We start from the raw sequence: 18829 nt of genomic DNA, 5'->3' as shown, positions 1-18829 counted from the left end.
GCTTTTTGACAGCGATCTAGCTATCTAGATCCCCATGCTTATGGTTGACAACGATATGGCGTTCCATTTCTTCATCTGTAAACATCATACCATAACGAATAAAAGATGCAATAAAAAATTGGGTGAAATGGTTCACCCAATTGAGATCACATTGCCGCATATAATGTTTTCAAGTCGTTTGTCGCTTCCTCGTCCATTTGAATGGCCACGAGTTCAACGTATTGGAGCGCTGGATCTTGATCTTTCGACAATGAGACAATCTCAGCAGCCGCCTTATCTAATGCCAACAAGATTCCTGATACACCAAGCGTCGGATAGTATCGAAGGAGTGCACGAACATGTTTAATCTCTGATACTTCATTTCCGTTAATGGTTAATGATTTGACGGCAAGCTCCTTGTGCATGCCAATCGCAAATTTATCTTCCCACACTTCTTCGAGTGTGATCAACGCCTCTACTTCATATGCACCATCTGTAAAGCGAACGAGTTTTTCCATGTGTAAATTCCCCTCTCTTGAATCTACTTTTATTATATAAGAGATTTTAAAGTGTATATTGTGAAATATTGAACATTATGTGTAAAGTTTGTCTCACCTCATTTTGAACAAAAAAAAGGCCCCTCCGAGGAGGGGCGAATAATGGAAGAGTAAAACACCATTGGCAGTACATTAATAATATATCATCTAATGAAAACGTTTACAATGTATTTTTGTACATTTTTTCAAGTGGCATATGTAACACTTCAATCCCGCTTTCACGCATCAATTCTAACCCATCCCCATGCTCATAACCGACAGCATAAACGACTCGCGCGACGCGTGCCGCAATTAAGGCGAGTGAACAGGCATGACATGGTGAATGCGTGACATACGCCGTCGCACCAAATGCATTCGTTGAATCGGCAGCGAGTTTTCCAATCGCGTTGATTTCCGCATGGATTTCATGTTGCTTCGACCAGTGATGGTGATCAAATGGGTCTGTACACTTGATATATGTCACATCATCTCGGATGAGTCGTGCCGGTTCGTTAATCATATCGAAATCTGTCGATGCAACATAGTCGGCATGCTTATAGAACCCATCTTCTTGCTTGATATAGATTTCATTACAGTTCGTATGACCAGATGGTGTACCATTCAGGCCAATTGAAATCGGTTTTTCGTCTTTTACAATGACACAGGCTACACTCTTCGATGCACACTTCGAGTGCCGCTCGGCCATCATATCAGCGAATAATAACCACGTCTCATCCCACAATCGTTGCTTCTCCACTCAAGTCCCTCCTCGTAGAAAAGGAAAGTCTGATTGCTCAGACTTCCCCCTTAGTATCCAGTGTCCTTTGGTAGTTCTTTATTTTTCGAAGCGATCTCGATGACTTTCTCCTTCAATTCGTGCTCCATGCGGTCAAGTTCGCGCTCTGCGTCACGACGTTTTTGCTTCCCTTCTTGCTGGATGCGTAACGTTTCATCTAACGTAGAGAGTAAGTTCTCGTGAGCGACTTTCAGTGATTCAACAGAGACAATCCCTTTTTCATTTTCTTGAGCGATTTCAATCGATGAATCTTTGAGCATCTTCGAGTTCTGCTCAAGCAGTTGATTTGTTGTCTTCGTCACGTCCTGCTGCATACGAAGTGCCGTTTTCTGGCGCGTCAAGCTGAGTGCAAGAACGACTTGGTTTTTCCAAAGCGGAATCGTGTTGACGACCGCTGACTCGATCTTTTCAGCAAGGATTTGGTTATTCTGCTGAATGACTCGAATTTGAGGTGCCATTTGAAGGCTGATGGTACGACTCAATTTTAAATCGTGCAACTTTTTCTCAAAACGGTCCGCTAATTGAATCATATCGTTCAATTGTTGAAGCTTCGATTGATCTTTAGAAATTTCTACTTCTTGACGTAACGGGGCAATCTCGTATTCCCGTACATGGTCAAGTTTTGTCTCACCCGCGGCGATATAGACGTTCAACTCTTCGAAATATCGCTTGTTCTTATCATACATTTGATCGAGCATCGTGATGTCTTTCATGAGACCGAACTTCGCACGATCGAGGTTATGGATGACCTCTTCCAAATAGACGTTCATTTTTTCGAACTGAAGCTTATAGTTTTCAGCCTTCTTCTTCGCACGACCGATGAGCGGAATGTTATCCATGAAACTCTTTTTCTCCGGTTGAAGCATATCTGGGTCCATCTTACGGACGTTTTGCATCAAGTCAGACAACAGTTTACCGGCATCGCCGCCATCTTTCATCCGCACTTCCGTCAAAATTTGATCAGAGAATTGGGAAAGTTCGCGCTGGACATTCGACCCGAACAACATAACAGAGTCTGTCTTTTTAATATCAATGGATTCAGCCAATCGTGTGATGCGCTCGCGATGCTCTTGAGGCACGTCTGGTTTCGCTTGAATGGCTGGCACTTCATGTGACTGTGTAACGGATGACCATTCGACAGATGGGTCACTGAACCCCTCCGTCTCCGTTTTTGTTTTCGTATCAGAAGTCAGTTCTTCTTCCGGCCATGACTGCCAGTTCGTTTCATTCGATGAAGTCATGTTTCTTTCTCCCTTCCGGCTGATCAGACAAGACGCGCTCCATCATGATCAGTTCACGTTCAAAGTCTACGGCGTCATCTTCAAGGAGACGTCCGCGTTGTTCTTTAAATTTATCGACAATTAGTCGCATATTTGTGATTAATTGTTCCCGAGTCTCTTCTTGAATGACGACCCGTTTTCCTTCAAGCTCTTTAAATTTCAAGACGACCGAGACGAGGGAATCTAAATAGAATGTGAACAGGTCTCGAACATGCTTTGCGTCTTGTGGATTTTCGAATAATTCTTCGAACAATTCGTGCGCTTCTTTCGAGACGGCCTTCATTTCACGCCTCACTTCTACATCTTTAATATCTGGAAGAACACGGTCGATTTGTTGTAACTTCTCATATCCTTGCTCAATCGTCCGTTGCAAAAATTGAAGCTCTAAATCGTCTGTCGCCTCGAACTGTCGCGTAGGCATCGGCTCTTCGATCGGTTTTAAAATCCTCGATCCAGAAAACGATTCTTCCTCATCGAGTAACAGTTTCTTTTTGGCACGTTTTGCCACCGTTGTCGGTGTACGTTGACGATGTTTGCGCTTGTTCGTCGACCATACTTCATTCAAGACGAGCGCCCCTACAATAATGAATAACCAGGAGAAATCGAATACGTTAATGGCAAAGTATATGACTGCCCCTGTCAGGGCCCATTTCATCCATGTTTTCATTCTTTTCACCTCATCTCATGTTACTTCTATTGTACATTACGAAACCATTCAACAAAAGTTTCGTCATCCCTATCATTTTAGCATAATAAAATTCGTCGATACCTCCGTCCACAGGTGTAGAATCAACTACCTATATCGACTACTTTCCCGTTGCGAGACGAAAAAAACCGTAGACTCATAGAGTCTACAGTTCGTTTGTTACGTGGTCATCCATGTTGAAACCATAACAATCGCGACAGTTACAGGAATGACATAGCGAATGAGTGCATGCCAGATTGGGTACAGCTTCACACCAGGTTTTGATGTTTCGATTTCATCCTTTAAGACGCGTTGGTCAACGATGTAACCGACAAAGATGGAAGTCAAGAGTGCACCGATCGGCATTAAAATATAGCTGACGAGATAGTCCATCGTATCAAAGAACGTCCGACCGTTCCAAATCTGTACATCACTTAAGAGTCCGAATGACAGCGCGGATGGTACTCCCACGATGAAGACGAGAAGAGCGGCTGTCACCGTCACTTTCTTTTTCGTCCATGATGATTTCTTTTCATTTAGACGATCGGTCACACCTGCGACGACGACTTCTAACATGGCAATCGATGATGTAATCGATGCAAAAGCGAACAATAGGAAGAACAAGACCATGAAGAATCCACCGAGCGGTACTTGATTGAAGACTGCCGGTAGAACGACGAAGAGTAACGCCGGACCTTCAGCCGGATCAAGACCTGATGCAAAGACTGCCGGGAAGATGGCTAGACCTGCTAAAAGTGAAACCGCAATGTTCAACAAGACAATCATGTTAGCCGACCGGTTCAATGTTCCTTTCGTCTTTATATAGGACGCATATGTCAGCATCGCTGCCACCCCTAACGATAAGGAGAAGAACGCCTGTCCGAGGGCAAACAATACCGATTCGCCAGTCAATGCAGAAAAGTCAGGCTGTAAGAAGAAACGAACGCCTTCCATCGCTCCGTCAAGCGTCAACGAGCGGACCACGAGAACTAAGAAACTGATGAACAAGAGTGGCATCAAAATTTTACTCATTCGTTCAATCCCTGCTTCAACGCCACGTAAGACAATTAAGAGTGTGATTAAGAGGAACAAGAATTGTCCGAGCACGGCAATTTCAGGTGTCGATACGACGTTCCCGAACACCTCACCAAATTCGTCAGCCGAACGTCCACTGAGCGTCCCACTTAAACCGAGTCCAATATAGATGAGGACCCATCCTCCAATGACACTATAGAAGGAAAGTAACAAGAAACAAGCAAGGACACCTAAGTAGCCGATAATGGTCCAACGGCCATGCCCTAACTGTTTGAAAGCAAGAAGCGCAGTCTTTTGAGTCGAACGTCCGACAATGAATTCTCCAATCAATAATGGCAGACCAAGTAATAATGTGAACGCCAAAAACATGAGTAAAAAGGCACCGCCCCCGCTCGTTCCGGTGACATATGGAAACTTCCAGATTGCACCTAAACCGATTGCTGACCCTGCGGCAGCTAGTATGAATCCAATTTTTGAGGCGAATGAATTTTGCGCCATGTTTACCCCTACTTCCTCTTTTTCATTTCATTTTCATAATAATAGTGAAATACTAACACGGTTCCAAGATGAGGACAACAAAAAAACAGAGAAAAGTCTGAATACTTTTCTCTGTTGATGCTTTATGGCGTTAAAAACGTGAGGGCTCGCTCTCGAATCCGTATCGTCAAGTGATCGGTTTCGAAATGTTCACCATCGATATCAATGATTTGAGGTTCGTTTAACTCGACTTCAACATGTGAAGCCTGAAAGTGATTCCACTCCGCCGATTTTTGATCAAGACCGAGTTGCTGGGCTAACAATTGACGAATCATCGGAAATCCGATTGCCGAGCTGTGTACCACTTCTAACAGCCCGTCCGAAAACGATTGCGTCTCCAGTTTCGTCGGTACGGTCCCAAGATAGCTCCCGTTTCCTACATATAGAAAACTGACATCCCCTTCATAGAGCATCTCATCCCCACGTCGCAATCGAATTTCGAACGGGTCGGCTTCACGAAATTGGCGGATGGTCGCTAAAAAGTAGCCAATCGAACCTAACGATTCTTTCTCATTCGGATCGATTTGACGTGATGTGTCTGCAATCAATCCGACTCCGACGAAATTGAGGGCATACATCTCATCAACTTGAATGACGTCTACATGCTGTTCATGATGCGACTTGATGACACTTGCCGCTTGTGTTGGTTGAATCGGAAGTTCAAGTGCCCGAGCGAAATCATTGCACGTCCCGGCAGGAATGATGCCGACTGTCGGACGCTCGTCGCGCTCTAAGGTCATCAACCCATTCACTACCTCATTTAGCGTACCATCACCGCCAATGACAATCAGATGGTCGAACGGTTTACTTTCTTTCGCGAATCGAAGCGCATCCCCAATTTCCGATGTTTTCTTGATGATGATTTCTTCATAGAGCGACTCAATCGTTCCGATGACCTCTCCGAGCATCGTTTCGCTCGTGCCGGACTTCGGATTCGAAATAATCAAAGCTCTCATAGTAACCCTTCCTGTTCTAAGAAGTCTTTCGCTACATCGTATGCGCGTTCATTTCCGTACGCGACACGTCGATTCAATTCAGACATCTGTTCGTCTGTGATTTTACCTGCGAGCTGATTGAGCGCATCCTCGATTTCTGGATACTCTTCAAGTGTCTCCTCTTTCATAAGCGGTGCTCCTTGATAAGGCGGGAAGAATTGTCGGTCGTCTTCTAAAACGACGAGGTCGTTCTCGGCGATATCAGGGTCCGTCGCATAAGCGTCGACTAGATTGACATCCCCTCGTGCGATGGCGCGATAGCGCAATTTTTGCTCCATTGAGACGACAGACGGGAAATCAAGCCCGTACTCGTTTTGAAGTCCTGGATAACCGTCTTCACGGTCGGTGAATTCAAGTGTAAACCCGGCTTGAATATCAGACTGTACGTTTCGTAAATCTGAAATAGCCGTAATGTCTTCCGCCTCTGCATAGTCACGTGGAATCGCGAGCGCATACGTATTGTTAAACTGCATCGGTTCGAGCATCACGTATCCGTCTTCTGCCAGTGCCTCTCTCGCTTGTTCGTAAACTTCACCGGCATCGTTTGATTCAGGTGTCTCTTTGACGAGACTCGCCAGTGCCGTACCTGTAAACTCCGGATAAATATCAACGTCTCCAGATTGGAGTGCGCCCCATACGAATGTCGTCTCCCCGAAATTCGGTTTCACAGATACAGTCAAATCTGTTTCTTCTTCAATCAACAACTTATACATATTCATTAGGATTTCCGGCTCTGGACCAAGTTTACCGGCAACGACAAGGTCTGTTTCTTGCGAACGACCGAACGCGAGCGGTGTGACGATGACCAAGGCGAGGACAGTAGAAACAGCAATCAATTTCGCCTTGTTTCGAGTCGCCGTCGCACCTTCCATCTGACGCAACAAGAAGTCAAATAAGAGTGCCAAAATCGCGGCCGGGATGGCCCCGAGTAAAATTAAGTAATTGTCATTCCGGTTAATCCCGAGCAAAATCAGCGTACCGAGTCCACCTGCTCCGACTAAAGCAGCGAGCGTCGCCGTACCGACAATCAGAACCATCGCGGTCCGGATACCAGCCATGATGACCGGTAAAGCAAGCGGGAGTTCAACTTTCATCAAACTTTGATTCGGCTTCATCCCACAAGCTCGAGCGGCTTCAAGCAACGATTTATCCACTTCGTTTAAACCGGTGAACGTGTTTCGTAAAATAGGTAGGAGCGCATATAAGACAAGCGCAATAATAGCAGGTAATGCCCCGATTCCAACGAGCGGAATCATCAAACCAAGTAAGGCAAGCGACGGAATCGTTTGAATAATCGCAGTGACACCAATGGCGGTTTCGGCGATTTTCTTACGGCGCGTCAGCCAGATTCCCAATGGTACGGCAATCAATACGGCAATCAAAAGCGATACGACAGAGAGCTGCAAGTGCTCAATCAGTGCCTCGACAAGCTGTCCTTGTCTATTTTGGAACGTCTCAAGCATCTAGCTCACCTCTTCCACGTTGTGTAAATTCTAAGACGAACGGATCTTCACTCGCCAAGATTTCTTCTGGTGTACCGACTAGCATGAGTTCCCCATCACGCATTAACGCGATGCGATCACCAAGCTTCATCGCTTCTTGCATGTCGTGTGTGACAAACAAGATCGTTTTGCCAAGTTCGTCATTCAAGCGCTTAATATCATCTTGCAATTGACCACGGCTGATCGGATCAAGCGCAGAAAAGGGTTCGTCCATGAGGATGACGTCCGGGTCTGCAGCTAAAGCACGCAACACGCCTACGCGCTGCTGTTGACCTCCTGATAATTCTGCTGGCTTTTTCGAGCGAAGTTTCGGGTCGAGACCGGCAATCTTCATCAATTCGGTCACACGGTCTTTCGTTCGTTCTTTTTTCCATTTCAAAAGCTCAGGTACGACAGAGATATTTTCTTCCACTGTTAAGTGAGGGAATAATGCAATCTGTTGGAGTACATAACCGATGTTTCGACGTAACTCAAAAATATCGAATTGATAGATTTCTTTTCCATCAATTAAAATTTTTCCGTCCGTATGATCGATTAATCGATTGACCATTTTCATCGTCGTTGTCTTGCCACAACCTGAAGGTCCGATCAATACGAAGATTTCTCCTTTATTTACTGTTAAGCTTAATTCTTTGACGGCTAACGTCCCGTCTTCATAACGTTTTGATACATCACGAAACTCAATCAACCTGATCCCTCCTCAACTATTTCCAAAATGGAAATTCAAATAGTAATTTGCCCGTTTCTCTACTTTGTTAAACAAAAAAAGGCTCTCCTAATTGGAGAACCTGATTTTTAGTATAGCGTTACTTCAATATGTCGACGCCCCCATTGGATCGCGTCCTGTTTTGAATCGACGAGTAAATCGACGATATGTCCTTTTATTCTACCACCTGTATCAAGGGCAATCGCATCACCGACACCTTGGATGTGGACTTTTGACCCTAAAGGAATGATGGCTGGGTCGACGGCGATAATTCGCATTCCGTTATAATAAATCGAATCAGTCACATCATGACCCGTGGCCGTTAATACACGACCGCCGTACGCCTTGTTATCCGCAACATCATTTGAATAAGCTGTCGATTCGACTGTAATGACTTTTTTAGATGTAGATACTGGTGTTGCACTGACTGATTGAGTGGCAGAAGCCGACGTTTTTGCAGCTGTTGCCTGTTCCGCTGCTTTTCGCTCTTCCTCCGCTTTTCGTTCTGCTTCAAGTTTCGCCAGTCTTGCTTTCTCTGCTTCTTCTTTTGCTTTCTCTTCCGCAAGACGTTCTGCTTCGATCCGTTTCTCTTCTGCGATGCGTTTTTCTTCAGCAAGTTTCTTTTGTCGGGCGATTTCTTTTTGTCGTTTTTCTTCAATTGCTTGGCGTTCTAGTTCAAGCGGGTTTTGTACGATTTTCTGTTCTGTCCCGATTCCGATCTGTGCAGCATCTGCCTGATCGATGAATGTGAACAACCCCATCATCGTAGCTCCAATGACGATCATATATTTTAATAATTTCATCGTAGTAAGGTCATCACCTTTCTCGTTATGTAACGAACAGATGTTAATTTACCACGAGAAGTCCCGTCAAAGTAGTGATTTTATCGAAGTGAAACATTCCTGACATATGACAAAAAAATCGGTTACAGATTGTAATAATTGAAATAAACGTTGATATTCCATGAGTTCACAAAAAAATTACAGATTCGTTACAATCAATCGTGTAACAAACCTGTAATCTTCCTGTCATGATTAACGCTTATTCATTTGGCTCAATTTCATACGTTCTGAGCATACCCCACGGTGCGACATCAACTTGAACCGTGAACGATTGCTTACCTTTTATCGCATCCATCTCATCTTCCGACACACGATACGAACCCATTTCTTCTATATAAAGAAGACGATCATAGTAGTTTGCCCGAATGCCACCAAAAAACGGTTTCGACTCAATCCGATCGAGGACAGCATATCCATCTTCCCCTTCTTTAAAGGAAACATATACCGTTCCGGTTTCGACATCTTGTCGTCCTTTGAAGGCATCATATTCGAGATAGATGGAATCCCCAAAATAAGGGTCATACGGTTCGAACGAAGACCCTTTAAACGTGTACGTCTCCCCGACCCACGATATGGCATAGACAAGAATCACAAAGACGATGGCAATCAAGACTTGAGCAACCGGGACAAGCCAAACAGAAAATCGTTTCATGTCGTCACATCCCCTCTCGTTCGATTACGCCACCATAGTGCGAGTGACAACGCAAAGACGATTAACGCACCAATCAAGAAGAAGAGTGAGATGTCGAGCCGATCCCACACGTAGATGAAGTAAATTGTCATTTGAACGATTAAGAAATAGATGAAGGCGAAAATTGTCGGTCGTCGTGTCACGTCTTGGCGAATCAAGTAAGCAAGTGCAATCACTTCGATGATGATTGCCAGTAAAACTCCTGAATCTTCAAAGAGTGCAAATGGGATAACTGCCAGCAGACTTACCCACAGAAGATCATTCCGTCTATGAATCAAATAGACGGCAACGAGTGCAACCGACAAGAGTGTCGCTTCAATGACGGAAGGCGGTCTTTGAGAGAGCCAACTCTCTGTCACATTAATTAAATAACCAATTGATAGAACGGCCGCAATGAAGAGATACGTTGCTTGCCAAACTGCTTGTTTTCGATAGAACAAGAGCAATGCATGCAAGATGACGAGTGACCAAAGCGGCCACAGTCTTCCCTCATAATCGATATACTGACCGAAAATATTGAGAAGACCATAAAAGGTCAACCATGCGAACGTGCGATCCAACGATTCATCAACGAAATGGAACCACGCCCATGTGACTATCAGTCCAAAAGCGATTAACGTCAGACCGATCCCTTCGAAACTGTTAGTGACGGCCATAAATGCGGTAATCGCAGAGAGGATGGAGAAGAAAACATGCTCATACAAGACGCGATGAAGTACGGCCATCGCAAAGATGATCCAGAACAATAGAGTCAATTGGCCAGACAGATTATACGTCGTGAAGATGACCGCCATGGTCGCGATAAAGAAAACGAACCCTAGTACACGTAACAGCGTGACATATCTTGGTGTTTTCAAGCGAACCCGCTCGGCAAAGACATAGAATCCAACCATAAAAAGAAGAAACAAACCGATTTTCAAAAGGCCGGGAATCGCTTGCCAGTTGGCTGCGACGAAACTGAATAGGCTAAGAGCCAACAAGATGGATCCGACAATGACCAAAACGGGCGGCTTGTGGTCATGTTGCTCACTAGCCGCCCGTCGTTTATGTTCATAGTCGACTAGTCTTAATCCCGTCGCTTCATCCAATAAACCCGCCTCTTGCCATTCACGTACTTTTTTGTCAATGGACACCTGAATCATCCCTTTCAGAAAAAGGTCAGCTGGCGCGTTCAATCAATTCCAATTCTGATTTTAGTAAAACTTGTTTCTCGAACTCGAGTCCGAGCTGTTGAAACTCTTCCATAATCGAGACGTCACCGATCACAGTATTGGTCAGTACGGCGGTCACTTCAGCGACCCATCCTTCACGAGTCGACTTCACGATATCACCTACGAGGAATTCTTCAGACACACCCATTCACTTCCAATCTAAATTTGTTTCTATCATTATAACGAAATTATAACCGTTTGAATACGTTTTCTTTTATCCGTTTAATAAATTGTGTCAAGAATTTTCCAGTAAGTCCCCAAATGATGTAGTCTTCATGCTCATAAAAAGGTTCTCTCATTTTAATTACCCGTTTTTCGTACGCTTTAGCATTCGCCAATCGATCAAGTGGAATATTTTGATCCGGACTCATCGTCCATTCCATTTCTCCGTGGAATGGATCAATCATGAGTAATGTGGAAATCGGTACGGTAAACAAGTGATCGACCTCATCCGTCCCTTCTACACTTGGTACTTCCGATAGGATTCCGACAAACGGATAAATCAATTGGCGATGCGGCGTAGCAAGCGGTCGCAATTTGCCTACGACCTCTACTTTATCTGCAGAAACCTCTAACTCTTCACAAGTTTCTCGTATTGCTGCTTCAACGGGCGTCTCTCCTTTTTCGAGGCGTCCTCCTGGAAATGATATCTCCCCAGGCTGCTGTCGCATCGTGTGAGCTCGTACTTCAAACACGACGTGCCAATCCTGATCAATCTGAACGAGTGGGATTAACACTGCAGCTGTTTGTTCATAATCTTCATCCATTGTAAAACTATCTCGAATCTGTTCTTCTGTGATCCATGGCTGCACAATGTTCACTCACCTTCCATCATCGAATATCATATACCGTTCTATACCCTACTTTTCGTTTAGTCGCTGCCAATGTCGGAAATATCAATATTAATGATAGGAGTTGATCAGCGTGGACGAACAAGTAGATGTATTGATTGTCGGCGCCGGGCCAACCGGCCTGACGCTCGGACTCACTTTAGCTAGATATGGCGTATCTTTTCAAATCATTGATCGTAAGACGACCCCGTCGGATAATTCACGAGCTATCGGAATCCAGCCGCGGACCATCGAAGTGTTTTCTCGTTTGGATGTTGCTCAAGAAGTGCTAGAACGTGCCCGAACAATTGAACGGGGGAATCTATATTTTTCGGGACAGTGGACAGCAAAACTTGAATTCTCCAAACTCGTGACCCCATATCCGTTCGTGACGTTATTACGTCAAAATGAAACCGAAGACATATTAGAACGTGCTCTACAAAAACATGGTCATGTTGTGAAGCGCGGTGAAACGTTGTCATCCATCACCCAGTACCCATCCCGTACCATCGCACATTTGACCGCTACAGACGGGCGAACTCGTGCTGTTGAAGCGAAATACGTTGTCGCCGCCGATGGAGCCAACAGTTCGGTTCGTCGGATGCTCGCCCTTCCGTTTAGTGGTAAATCGTTCAAAGAGGCTTGGGTGCTAGCCGATTTGAAGGCTGATTGGCCGATATCCCGTGAAGAGGTTCATATCTTTTTCTCGGATCGTGGAGTGCTCGAAGTCTTCCCGCTCACGGATGAAACGATTCGCATCACAGGAAACTTGAGAACGGATGAATCATTCCAAGAATCGGACCTTCAAGAATTGGTGGAACAACGCAGTCATATGCCGGTCCATATTCGCGACGTTGAATGGTTCTCCTTATTCCGCGTGCATAATCGCATGGTCGATACGTTCATTCACAACCGCATCATTCTCATGGGGGATGCGGCACATATTAACTCCCCGGTCGGTGGACAAGGGATGAACACTGGGATTGCAGATGCCTTCAACTTAGGTTGGAAACTATGGTTGCATCTCAAAACTGGCGCTCCCCATCACGTTGTGTCCACTTATCGGGACGAGCGGGAGCACGTAGCCCGTAACGTGCTACAGACGACGAATATCGCTACGGAGATGTTACAGACGACACTTCCGATGCTCTTACCGTTCCAAGCAATCGGTGCCGATGTCTTCACACGTGTCAATCTCATCAACCAAAAAATCACCGAACGGATCTCTCAACTTCATTTGTCGTATCCGAATGCGCTACGATTACCGTTTCGTCGCGTCGCGGAAGGAAAAATTTTTCCGGAGACAGAGATTTTACGAACGGATGACGGATTTCGGACTAAAATATCGGAAATCGCGGACGGACGGTTTCAAGTGCTTGTATTTGACGATGGGAAACGTGATTTGTCATCCATCTATGACTATTTGAACGAGAACCAACCGTTCATTCAAACCATCACCTTATCTAAGACGAGTCGCCCGTTCTTTGATCAAGGGAACGAACTTGCCAAATCTCTCTTTATGAAACGTGGCATACTAGTCATTCGCCCAGACGGTTATTTGTTGCATAAGCAACATCACGTTCGCCTAAAGCCGTTACAGGACAAGTTAGCTGTCTGGCTGCCTTCCTCTTAAACGTGTATAAATGGAGAGCCCCACCGAAATGGTGAAGCTCTCCATGTCATTACTCTTCAACGTTTACATACAAAATCCCTGGTTTCGAGAGCGTCAAATCATAAAACGCTTCAAACGCCTCGATGTCCTCTAGTTTTCGAAAATCGATTTGATCTGTCTCTTCATTTGGAATGGCCACGATGATACCTTCCTCTGTCGATTTGATCATGCCCGTTTGTCCGTTATGAATTCGAATATAGAGTACTTGCTGATTTTCTAGTAGTGAGATTGCCTCTCGTCTCGATTGAATCGGTTTTTTCATTTCATCCCTCTTTTCCATTTCAGTATACCGTTCGCTCCATATTGCTTTCAACTCGCCACACCATTAAACTTGTGTAAAGAAGGGGTTGAAGGCATTGGAAACATTATTGATCATCGCACTCGCCATTTTGTTTGTCATCTTGGTCACGATTCGAACAATTCGCAACTTGAAGTGGGTTCGTTTCGGTGAAGCATTCGGGAAACAAGGTGAAGAACTCTTAGGTGATTATCATTACTTGACCGAGCGGGGCATCACCTGTCGTGTGGAACAAGGACTTCCGACCGGAAAGTTATTAAAACCGCTCGCAAAAAACTTGGACGATCGCGTTGCACTATTCGTACACCGAGATGATGCAGCAAAAGCAAGAGAACTTTTAAAATAAGAAGAAGGCCGAATGATTGGTATTCGGCCTTCTTCTTATTTATGTACTTGTCGCTCAGAACAATAATAGGCGATTTGTTTGACGAGCGGCTCTGTCAACGTCTCAAGGTTCGTTTTACTAATCACCTGATCCACCAGAGCGAATGAATCTCCACAATTCGCCTTAATTCGTTCTAACTTCAATCGTTCCGTTTCCGGGAAGATTAAAAACGAATAGACGGGAATTGCTTGATTACACTCTTTTTTTAATCGTGACCGCACTTGTTTGGTCATCCGTTCTAATTCCGTGACAGGGTGAGGATAAACCTGTTTCCACCCCATCGAGGTCTCGGTTCGACATTCCCGGTTTGTCATATGGACGGAGGCTGGAGTTCGATTTAATTGAATCAAGAATACGCCTTTAGGTCCGACGAGCACGTAATGAACGAGATCATCCCCTAATTTGACTTGTTCAATCATCATCCAATCAAATCGGCATGTTTGTCTGATGTTTTCGACGAGACGATCTGTATAGCAGGTTGGTGCTTTCATCACTTCTTCTTTCACACGAAACAGCTTTTTTGTCTGTTGTTTGACTGGTTGTTTCTCCGTGGCCGTTAACACTTGCAACATAGACTCCACCCCCTATTCATTATTCGCTTGGACCGACTTGCTTTCCAAAGACCGCTTTTTCGAGATTTGAGATACGGCGTAACATGTCATAATTTGACGCAACCGGTTGTGCTGGTTTAACTGGTTCCGACGCAGGCGCAGGTTCCCGTCGCAACGAGTCGTTTTCTTTTTGAAGACGCTCGATTTCTTTCGCCATTTTTTCATAATCGCGAATGACGACATCTAAAAATTGATCGACTTCTTCTTGTGAATAACCACGTAACGCCGTCTTGAATTCTTGTTTATAAATCGCTTCTGCTGTTAATTCCGTTTGCATCATATCACTCCCATTGTTGTTCCCATTGTTTTTCTTCTTCAATGACTCGTAAGTCTTCTTGTGTGATTAGGAAAACTTCCATGTTCGGCTTCCGCCGAGCCCCATCGACTAAAAAGCGGGGACTTCCTTCCGTTTCTTCGTCATACAAGGTGATCAATCCTTCTGCTTTATCTAAAAAGAATGCCGTTTTTGCGCGTAGTTGACTCGGGTCTTCGTATGGACGCTGTGTCAGCGGTTCAAAAAAGTCTGCCTCGAGTTGCAGTTGCACAAATAGTTCTTGTTCGAATGGTTTATAGCGCTCATCCATATTTAAGAATGGAGGAAACACGGCAATTTTAATCGGATAGGTTTCTCTTAACTCTAACAATACTTGTCCAGCCCACAATTCACAACCATTCGTTCCACTTAATATGAACCATTCAGCACCTAATTCGATGACTTCAAGTATCTTTTTCCGATAAGCTTCTTGAATGATTTCAATTCCTGGATGATCCGCTTTGAAAATGCCGAGTTCATGAGGACGATATCCTGTGACGGCTACTACTTTCATGTTTGCTTCCTTTCTAGGCGAGCTCGTCGATGCTCCAATTCAATTTTCTCACGGTCGATAGTTTGACGTAGCACTGTTCGCTTTTGTTCGAGGAGCTTCATGGCTCGCTCCGTGTAATCAATCGCCAAAGCGATGTCTTTTTGTTTATGCTCTGCATACTTGGCGAGTTCGACATACCCTTCAATCGTATGAAGCGACTCAAATAGCGGAATGGCCTCCTCGAATCGTCCAGCTCGTTTTAATATCATCGCTTGCCGCATGATGGAACGCTTCGATGGACTCGAGAGTTGCTCAAACTCCCTCAGCGCTTGATCTTGTTCGCCAAGGTCATGTAACCAGTGAGCACGTTCCTCTCCAAAATCAGTTACCGGGGTCGTAACGAGTTGACTGAGACGTGTATACAAAGAGACAAGGCTTAAACAGTCCGCATGATGGTGTTCGAGGACCGGGAGCAATATTTCAGGATTCCGCTCTTTGACATATTGAAAATAGTGCATCGGCGCCAAGAATCCAGGAAGGTCGTCCGTTCGTTCATGACCGAAGTATGCTTCGACTGCTTTTAATGATACCGATTCAAGCCTCGGTTTTAACAATCGTCTTGCAGCGTGAAGTAAATCGACATGACCCACTGAAGGTAATTGTTTCACCCTGGATTTGACGAATGTATGTCTCGTCTTGATTTGGGGCCAATCAAATGATTTCCCGTTATAGGTAACGAAACGAACCTCATCTCCAATATCCTGCAAGAAATGATAGTAAAAGGCGGTTTCAAACGCCGGATGAGGTAACACGTATTGAATCATTTCAAGGTGTCCTTCTTGAATCCTAGCAAATCCAATCAAAAAGATTGATGTTCCTGAACCGCGTAACCCGGTCGTTTCCGTATCCATGAACAGGACTTGGTCGGGCTCTAAGTCGACGACGAAAAACGGGTGCTCGGTTTGACGCATCATCTTTCTTGCTTCTCCAAACTTGAAGTCGTGATACACCTCGTCGAGCGGATATGTCTTTCGAATCCGGACACACCATTCCCCCTCAAACGTTAAAATCTCGCCCCCATGATCCTTCCACTTTTGTTGCTCCACTTCGTCAGGGCTCGTGACCTTAGCTTTTGGGCCAGGTTCGTTCGTTTTGATTAATCTAGATAGTTTAGCTTTCATATCGTTCCTTTCAATGCTTGCAACTGACGGATGACTTGCTGTTTGAAATCACCGTATCCAATCATGCCGACACAACGGGGGCATCCGCTCTCACATGGACAGTCGGATACCGTCCGTTCTGCCGCTTCAAGCACCATGTCTGCATCTTTATAGAGCGCCTCACTGAGACCGATGCCTCCTGGATACCGGTCGTACAAATAAACGGTCGGCTTACTCGTATGCGTCGACTTCATCTGAATCGTAGTGAATAAATCGAGCGTGTCACACATGAGATAAAGTGGCGCAAGTCGCCTCATCAAATCGCTGACCGCTTCAAGTTGATCTTCGAGGTCCGCCTCCGAATAGGCGAATCGCTCATCTAACGTGAACCATGTAGCTGTCGTATGCAACTCTCGCTCCGGTAGATGAATCGGACCCGACCCTATGTTCTCATGCGTCCCGAATTTTATTTTCTTGAACAAGGTGGCCATCGCGATGACCGATACCTCACCAAACGTCTTCGCTCCGTCTGACTTGTTCTCTTCGAGTACTTTCAGTTCAACTGCTAAATTCGCATCCGTATAGTAGTCAACGTCAACCCGGCGGACATATGCTTTCTTCTCCTCAAAATCGAGTTTTTCGACTTGGTACTGTTCGGCTCCATGCAAATAAATCGCTTCATCATGTAACAACGTCATGGCACTGAACGTGTCCATTTCACCGATAACTTGATGCTTCGCCGTCTGATCGACGATGACGACATTCTCTTGATCACTCGTCCGAAGCGAGATGTCATGGGCCGGGAACGAATCCGTCATCCAATAGTACCTATCGGCCCGTTCGTGTAAGACGTGAGCATCCGTCAAAAACTCTAATATATCTTCCGTGTCGACTGTTCCGAACCGCTCTCCCTTTTGAAACGGCAACTCAAAAGCGGCACATTTGATGTGGTCTACTAGAATAATCAAGTTATTCGGGTCAAGACGTGCCGCTTCCGGTGAGCGATTTAAAATCATGTCCGGCTGTTCGACGACGAGTTGGTCGAGTGATGACGAGGATGCGACAAATACAACGAGTGACTCTGAATGCCGACGACCGGCGCGCCCAGCCTGTTGCCATAACGAAGCGACTGTCCCTGGATATCCATTTAAGACGCATGCTTGAAGTTGACCGATATCGACACCGAGCTCTAACGCGTTTGTCGAAACGACCGCTTTGATTTCCCCGTTCCGCAACCGTCGTTCGATTTCTCGGCGTTCAGATGGAAGATAGCCGCCACGGTAACCGACAATAGACTTTGGTCCGAGCTCCCGCCGTGTTAGTTCCTGCAAATAGGTCAATAGCACCTCGACACGTACGCGCGACCGCGCAAATACAATCGTTTGTATGTTCGCTTCCACGAGCCTCGAGGCGATTCGTTTCGTCTCGAGCGTTGCGCTACGACGAATTCCGAGTGCTTCATTGACGACAGGCGGATTATAGAAGACAAGGTGTTTCTTGCCTTGAGGTGCCCCGTTTCGATCGATTAATACGACTTCTTCTTCCGTCAATAGCTCGGCAAGTTCAAGCGGATTCGCGATGGTCGCCGATGTCATGATCCATTTTGGGTGACTACCATAATAGGCGCAGATTCGTTTTAAACGTCGAAACACGTTCGCCACGTGACTGCCAAACACGCCGCGATACGTATGGAGTTCGTCGACGACGATGTATTCTAAGTTCTCAAATAGACGAATCCATTTCGTATGATGAGGTAAGATGCCGGAATGTAACATATCGGGATTCGTGATAACGATATTGCCCGCATCGCGAACTTTCGTTCGTGCCGCAGGTGATGTGTCGCCATCATAAGTGAAGCATCGCAAATTCCCTTCAAGGGCTTCGATCATCTCCATCAAGTCACTGTTTTGATCTTGCGCGAGTGCTTTTGTCGGGTAAAGATAAAGCGCACGTGCTGTAGGTTTTTCAATCATCTTGGATAGGACGGGTAAGTTATAACACAGTGTTTTTCCTGATGCCGTAGGTGTTACGATGACCGTCGAATGGCCAGCCGCCGTTTGTTTCACAGCCTCGGCTTGATGCGTATACAGCTGTTCAATTCCACGATTCTTAAGTACATTCACCAATTGTTCAGGCACCTGCTCTGGAATTGGGGCATATTGGGCCGGACGTGCATCGACCGTGTGCCAATGACGTACGTGGTTTGAAAAACCAGGATCATCTCTTAATTCTTTTATGATTTCTTCGACAGAGCGAGATTTTCGCATCTAGT

At 45.4% G+C, this 18829-nt stretch carries 20 protein-coding genes and 1 pseudogene; 2 read left to right on the top strand and 19 right to left on the bottom strand.

The genetic code is table 11. The annotated features are described in order from the left end of the window. Positions 1-146: 146 nt before the first annotated feature. From ACFO4U_RS03115 to ACFO4U_RS03055, 13 genes and pseudogenes are all read right to left on the bottom strand, one after another. The gene (locus tag ACFO4U_RS03115; protein ID WP_074037147.1) at positions 147-497 is read right to left on the bottom strand and encodes a hypothetical protein; all 351 of its coding nucleotides are present in this window, start codon (positions 495-497) and stop codon (positions 147-149) included. A 199-nt stretch (positions 498-696) separates the two neighbouring features. Then, positions 697-1272, bottom strand: coding sequence for a deoxycytidylate deaminase (locus tag ACFO4U_RS03110; protein ID WP_215244020.1), 576 nt, complete (start codon positions 1270-1272; stop codon positions 697-699). A 50-nt stretch (positions 1273-1322) separates the two neighbouring features. Next, positions 1323-2552, bottom strand: coding sequence for a toxic anion resistance protein (locus ACFO4U_RS03105; RefSeq protein WP_215244021.1), 1230 nt, complete (start codon positions 2550-2552; stop codon positions 1323-1325). After that, positions 2536-3258, bottom strand: a complete 723-nt coding sequence (locus tag ACFO4U_RS03100; RefSeq protein WP_012726129.1) for a 5-bromo-4-chloroindolyl phosphate hydrolysis family protein — start codon at positions 3256-3258, stop codon at positions 2536-2538. The genes ACFO4U_RS03105 and ACFO4U_RS03100 overlap by 17 nt, the downstream gene beginning before the upstream one ends. Before the next feature lie 198 nt (positions 3259-3456). Further along, positions 3457-4809 (bottom strand): sodium-dependent transporter, encoded by a 1353-nt coding sequence (locus tag ACFO4U_RS03095; protein ID WP_215244022.1) that lies wholly within the window; start codon positions 4807-4809, stop codon positions 3457-3459. A gap of 122 nt (positions 4810-4931) precedes the next feature. Then, entirely contained in the window at positions 4932-5804 is an 873-nt protein-coding gene (locus tag ACFO4U_RS03090; RefSeq protein ID WP_159562162.1) for a diacylglycerol/lipid kinase family protein, read from the bottom strand. Further along, the gene (locus ACFO4U_RS03085) at positions 5801-7306 is read right to left on the bottom strand and encodes an ABC transporter permease/substrate-binding protein (protein ID WP_214691010.1); all 1506 of its coding nucleotides are present in this window, start codon (positions 7304-7306) and stop codon (positions 5801-5803) included. The genes ACFO4U_RS03090 and ACFO4U_RS03085 overlap by 4 nt, the downstream gene beginning before the upstream one ends. A gap of 10 nt (positions 7307-7316) precedes the next feature. Beyond that, positions 7317-8033: pseudogene (locus ACFO4U_RS03080) on the bottom strand (ABC transporter ATP-binding protein); the annotation flags it as partial. 107 nt (positions 8034-8140) lie between these two features. Then, positions 8141-8854: a 3D domain-containing protein gene (locus ACFO4U_RS03075; protein WP_230872804.1), complete on the bottom strand. Its 714-nt coding sequence runs from the start codon at positions 8852-8854 to the stop codon at positions 8141-8143. A 238-nt stretch (positions 8855-9092) separates the two neighbouring features. After that, on the bottom strand, positions 9093-9545 hold the full coding sequence (locus tag ACFO4U_RS03070; RefSeq protein WP_159562160.1) for a GDYXXLXY domain-containing protein: 453 nt from the start codon (positions 9543-9545) through the stop codon (positions 9093-9095). Next, positions 9542-10726 (bottom strand): DUF2157 domain-containing protein, encoded by a 1185-nt coding sequence (locus ACFO4U_RS03065; protein WP_251131853.1) that lies wholly within the window; start codon positions 10724-10726, stop codon positions 9542-9544. Before ACFO4U_RS03065 ends, ACFO4U_RS03070 begins: the two co-directional genes overlap by 4 nt. Positions 10727-10742: 16 nt before the next feature. Next, on the bottom strand, positions 10743-10943 hold the full coding sequence (locus tag ACFO4U_RS03060; RefSeq protein WP_012726121.1) for a DUF2187 family protein: 201 nt from the start codon (positions 10941-10943) through the stop codon (positions 10743-10745). A 40-nt stretch (positions 10944-10983) separates the two neighbouring features. After that, the gene (locus ACFO4U_RS03055; protein WP_260563706.1) at positions 10984-11607 is read right to left on the bottom strand and encodes an NUDIX hydrolase; all 624 of its coding nucleotides are present in this window, start codon (positions 11605-11607) and stop codon (positions 10984-10986) included. Positions 11608-11719: 112 nt separating this feature from the next. On the opposite strand from ACFO4U_RS03055, the gene ACFO4U_RS03050 reads away from it, so the two are divergent. Continuing rightward, positions 11720-13258 (top strand): FAD-dependent monooxygenase, encoded by a 1539-nt coding sequence (locus tag ACFO4U_RS03050; RefSeq protein WP_196430589.1) that lies wholly within the window; start codon positions 11720-11722, stop codon positions 13256-13258. 49 nt (positions 13259-13307) lie between these two features. Here the strand turns inward: ACFO4U_RS03050 and ACFO4U_RS03045 are convergent, their stop codons facing one another. Next, positions 13308-13559 (bottom strand): hypothetical protein, encoded by a 252-nt coding sequence (locus ACFO4U_RS03045; protein ID WP_074037156.1) that lies wholly within the window; start codon positions 13557-13559, stop codon positions 13308-13310. A gap of 94 nt (positions 13560-13653) precedes the next feature. Between ACFO4U_RS03045 and ACFO4U_RS03040 the strand changes: the two genes are divergently transcribed. Further along, on the top strand, positions 13654-13941 hold the full coding sequence (locus ACFO4U_RS03040; RefSeq protein ID WP_074037157.1) for a hypothetical protein: 288 nt from the start codon (positions 13654-13656) through the stop codon (positions 13939-13941). A gap of 35 nt (positions 13942-13976) precedes the next feature. Here the strand turns inward: ACFO4U_RS03040 and ACFO4U_RS03035 are convergent, their stop codons facing one another. From ACFO4U_RS03035 to ACFO4U_RS03015, 5 genes are read right to left on the bottom strand one after another with little or no spacing between them, the layout of a single operon-like run. After that, positions 13977-14552 carry an NERD domain-containing protein gene (locus ACFO4U_RS03035; protein ID WP_214691015.1) on the bottom strand — a complete coding sequence of 192 codons (576 nt, stop codon included), beginning with the start codon at positions 14550-14552 and terminating at the stop codon, positions 13977-13979. Positions 14553-14571: 19 nt separating this feature from the next. After that, positions 14572-14868, bottom strand: a complete 297-nt coding sequence (gpsB, locus tag ACFO4U_RS03030; protein ID WP_084543127.1) for a cell division regulator GpsB — start codon at positions 14866-14868, stop codon at positions 14572-14574. 4 nt (positions 14869-14872) lie between these two features. Next, entirely contained in the window at positions 14873-15418 is a 546-nt protein-coding gene (locus ACFO4U_RS03025) for an SLOG family protein (protein ID WP_214691016.1), read from the bottom strand. After that, complete coding sequence (locus ACFO4U_RS03020; protein ID WP_214691017.1) at positions 15415-16578, bottom strand: ribonuclease H-like domain-containing protein; 1164 nt, start codon at positions 16576-16578, stop codon at positions 15415-15417. Before ACFO4U_RS03020 ends, ACFO4U_RS03025 begins: the two co-directional genes overlap by 4 nt. Next, positions 16575-18824, bottom strand: coding sequence for a DEAD/DEAH box helicase (locus ACFO4U_RS03015; RefSeq protein WP_214691018.1), 2250 nt, complete (start codon positions 18822-18824; stop codon positions 16575-16577). The genes ACFO4U_RS03020 and ACFO4U_RS03015 overlap by 4 nt, the downstream gene beginning before the upstream one ends. Positions 18825-18829: the final 5 nt, after the last annotated feature.

It is taken from the genome of Exiguobacterium profundum, assembly GCF_042652865.1.
GTDB classification, from domain to species: domain Bacteria; phylum Bacillota; class Bacilli; order Exiguobacteriales; family Exiguobacteriaceae; genus Exiguobacterium; species Exiguobacterium profundum.
This window is presented reverse-complemented; position numbering and strand designations above follow the sequence as displayed.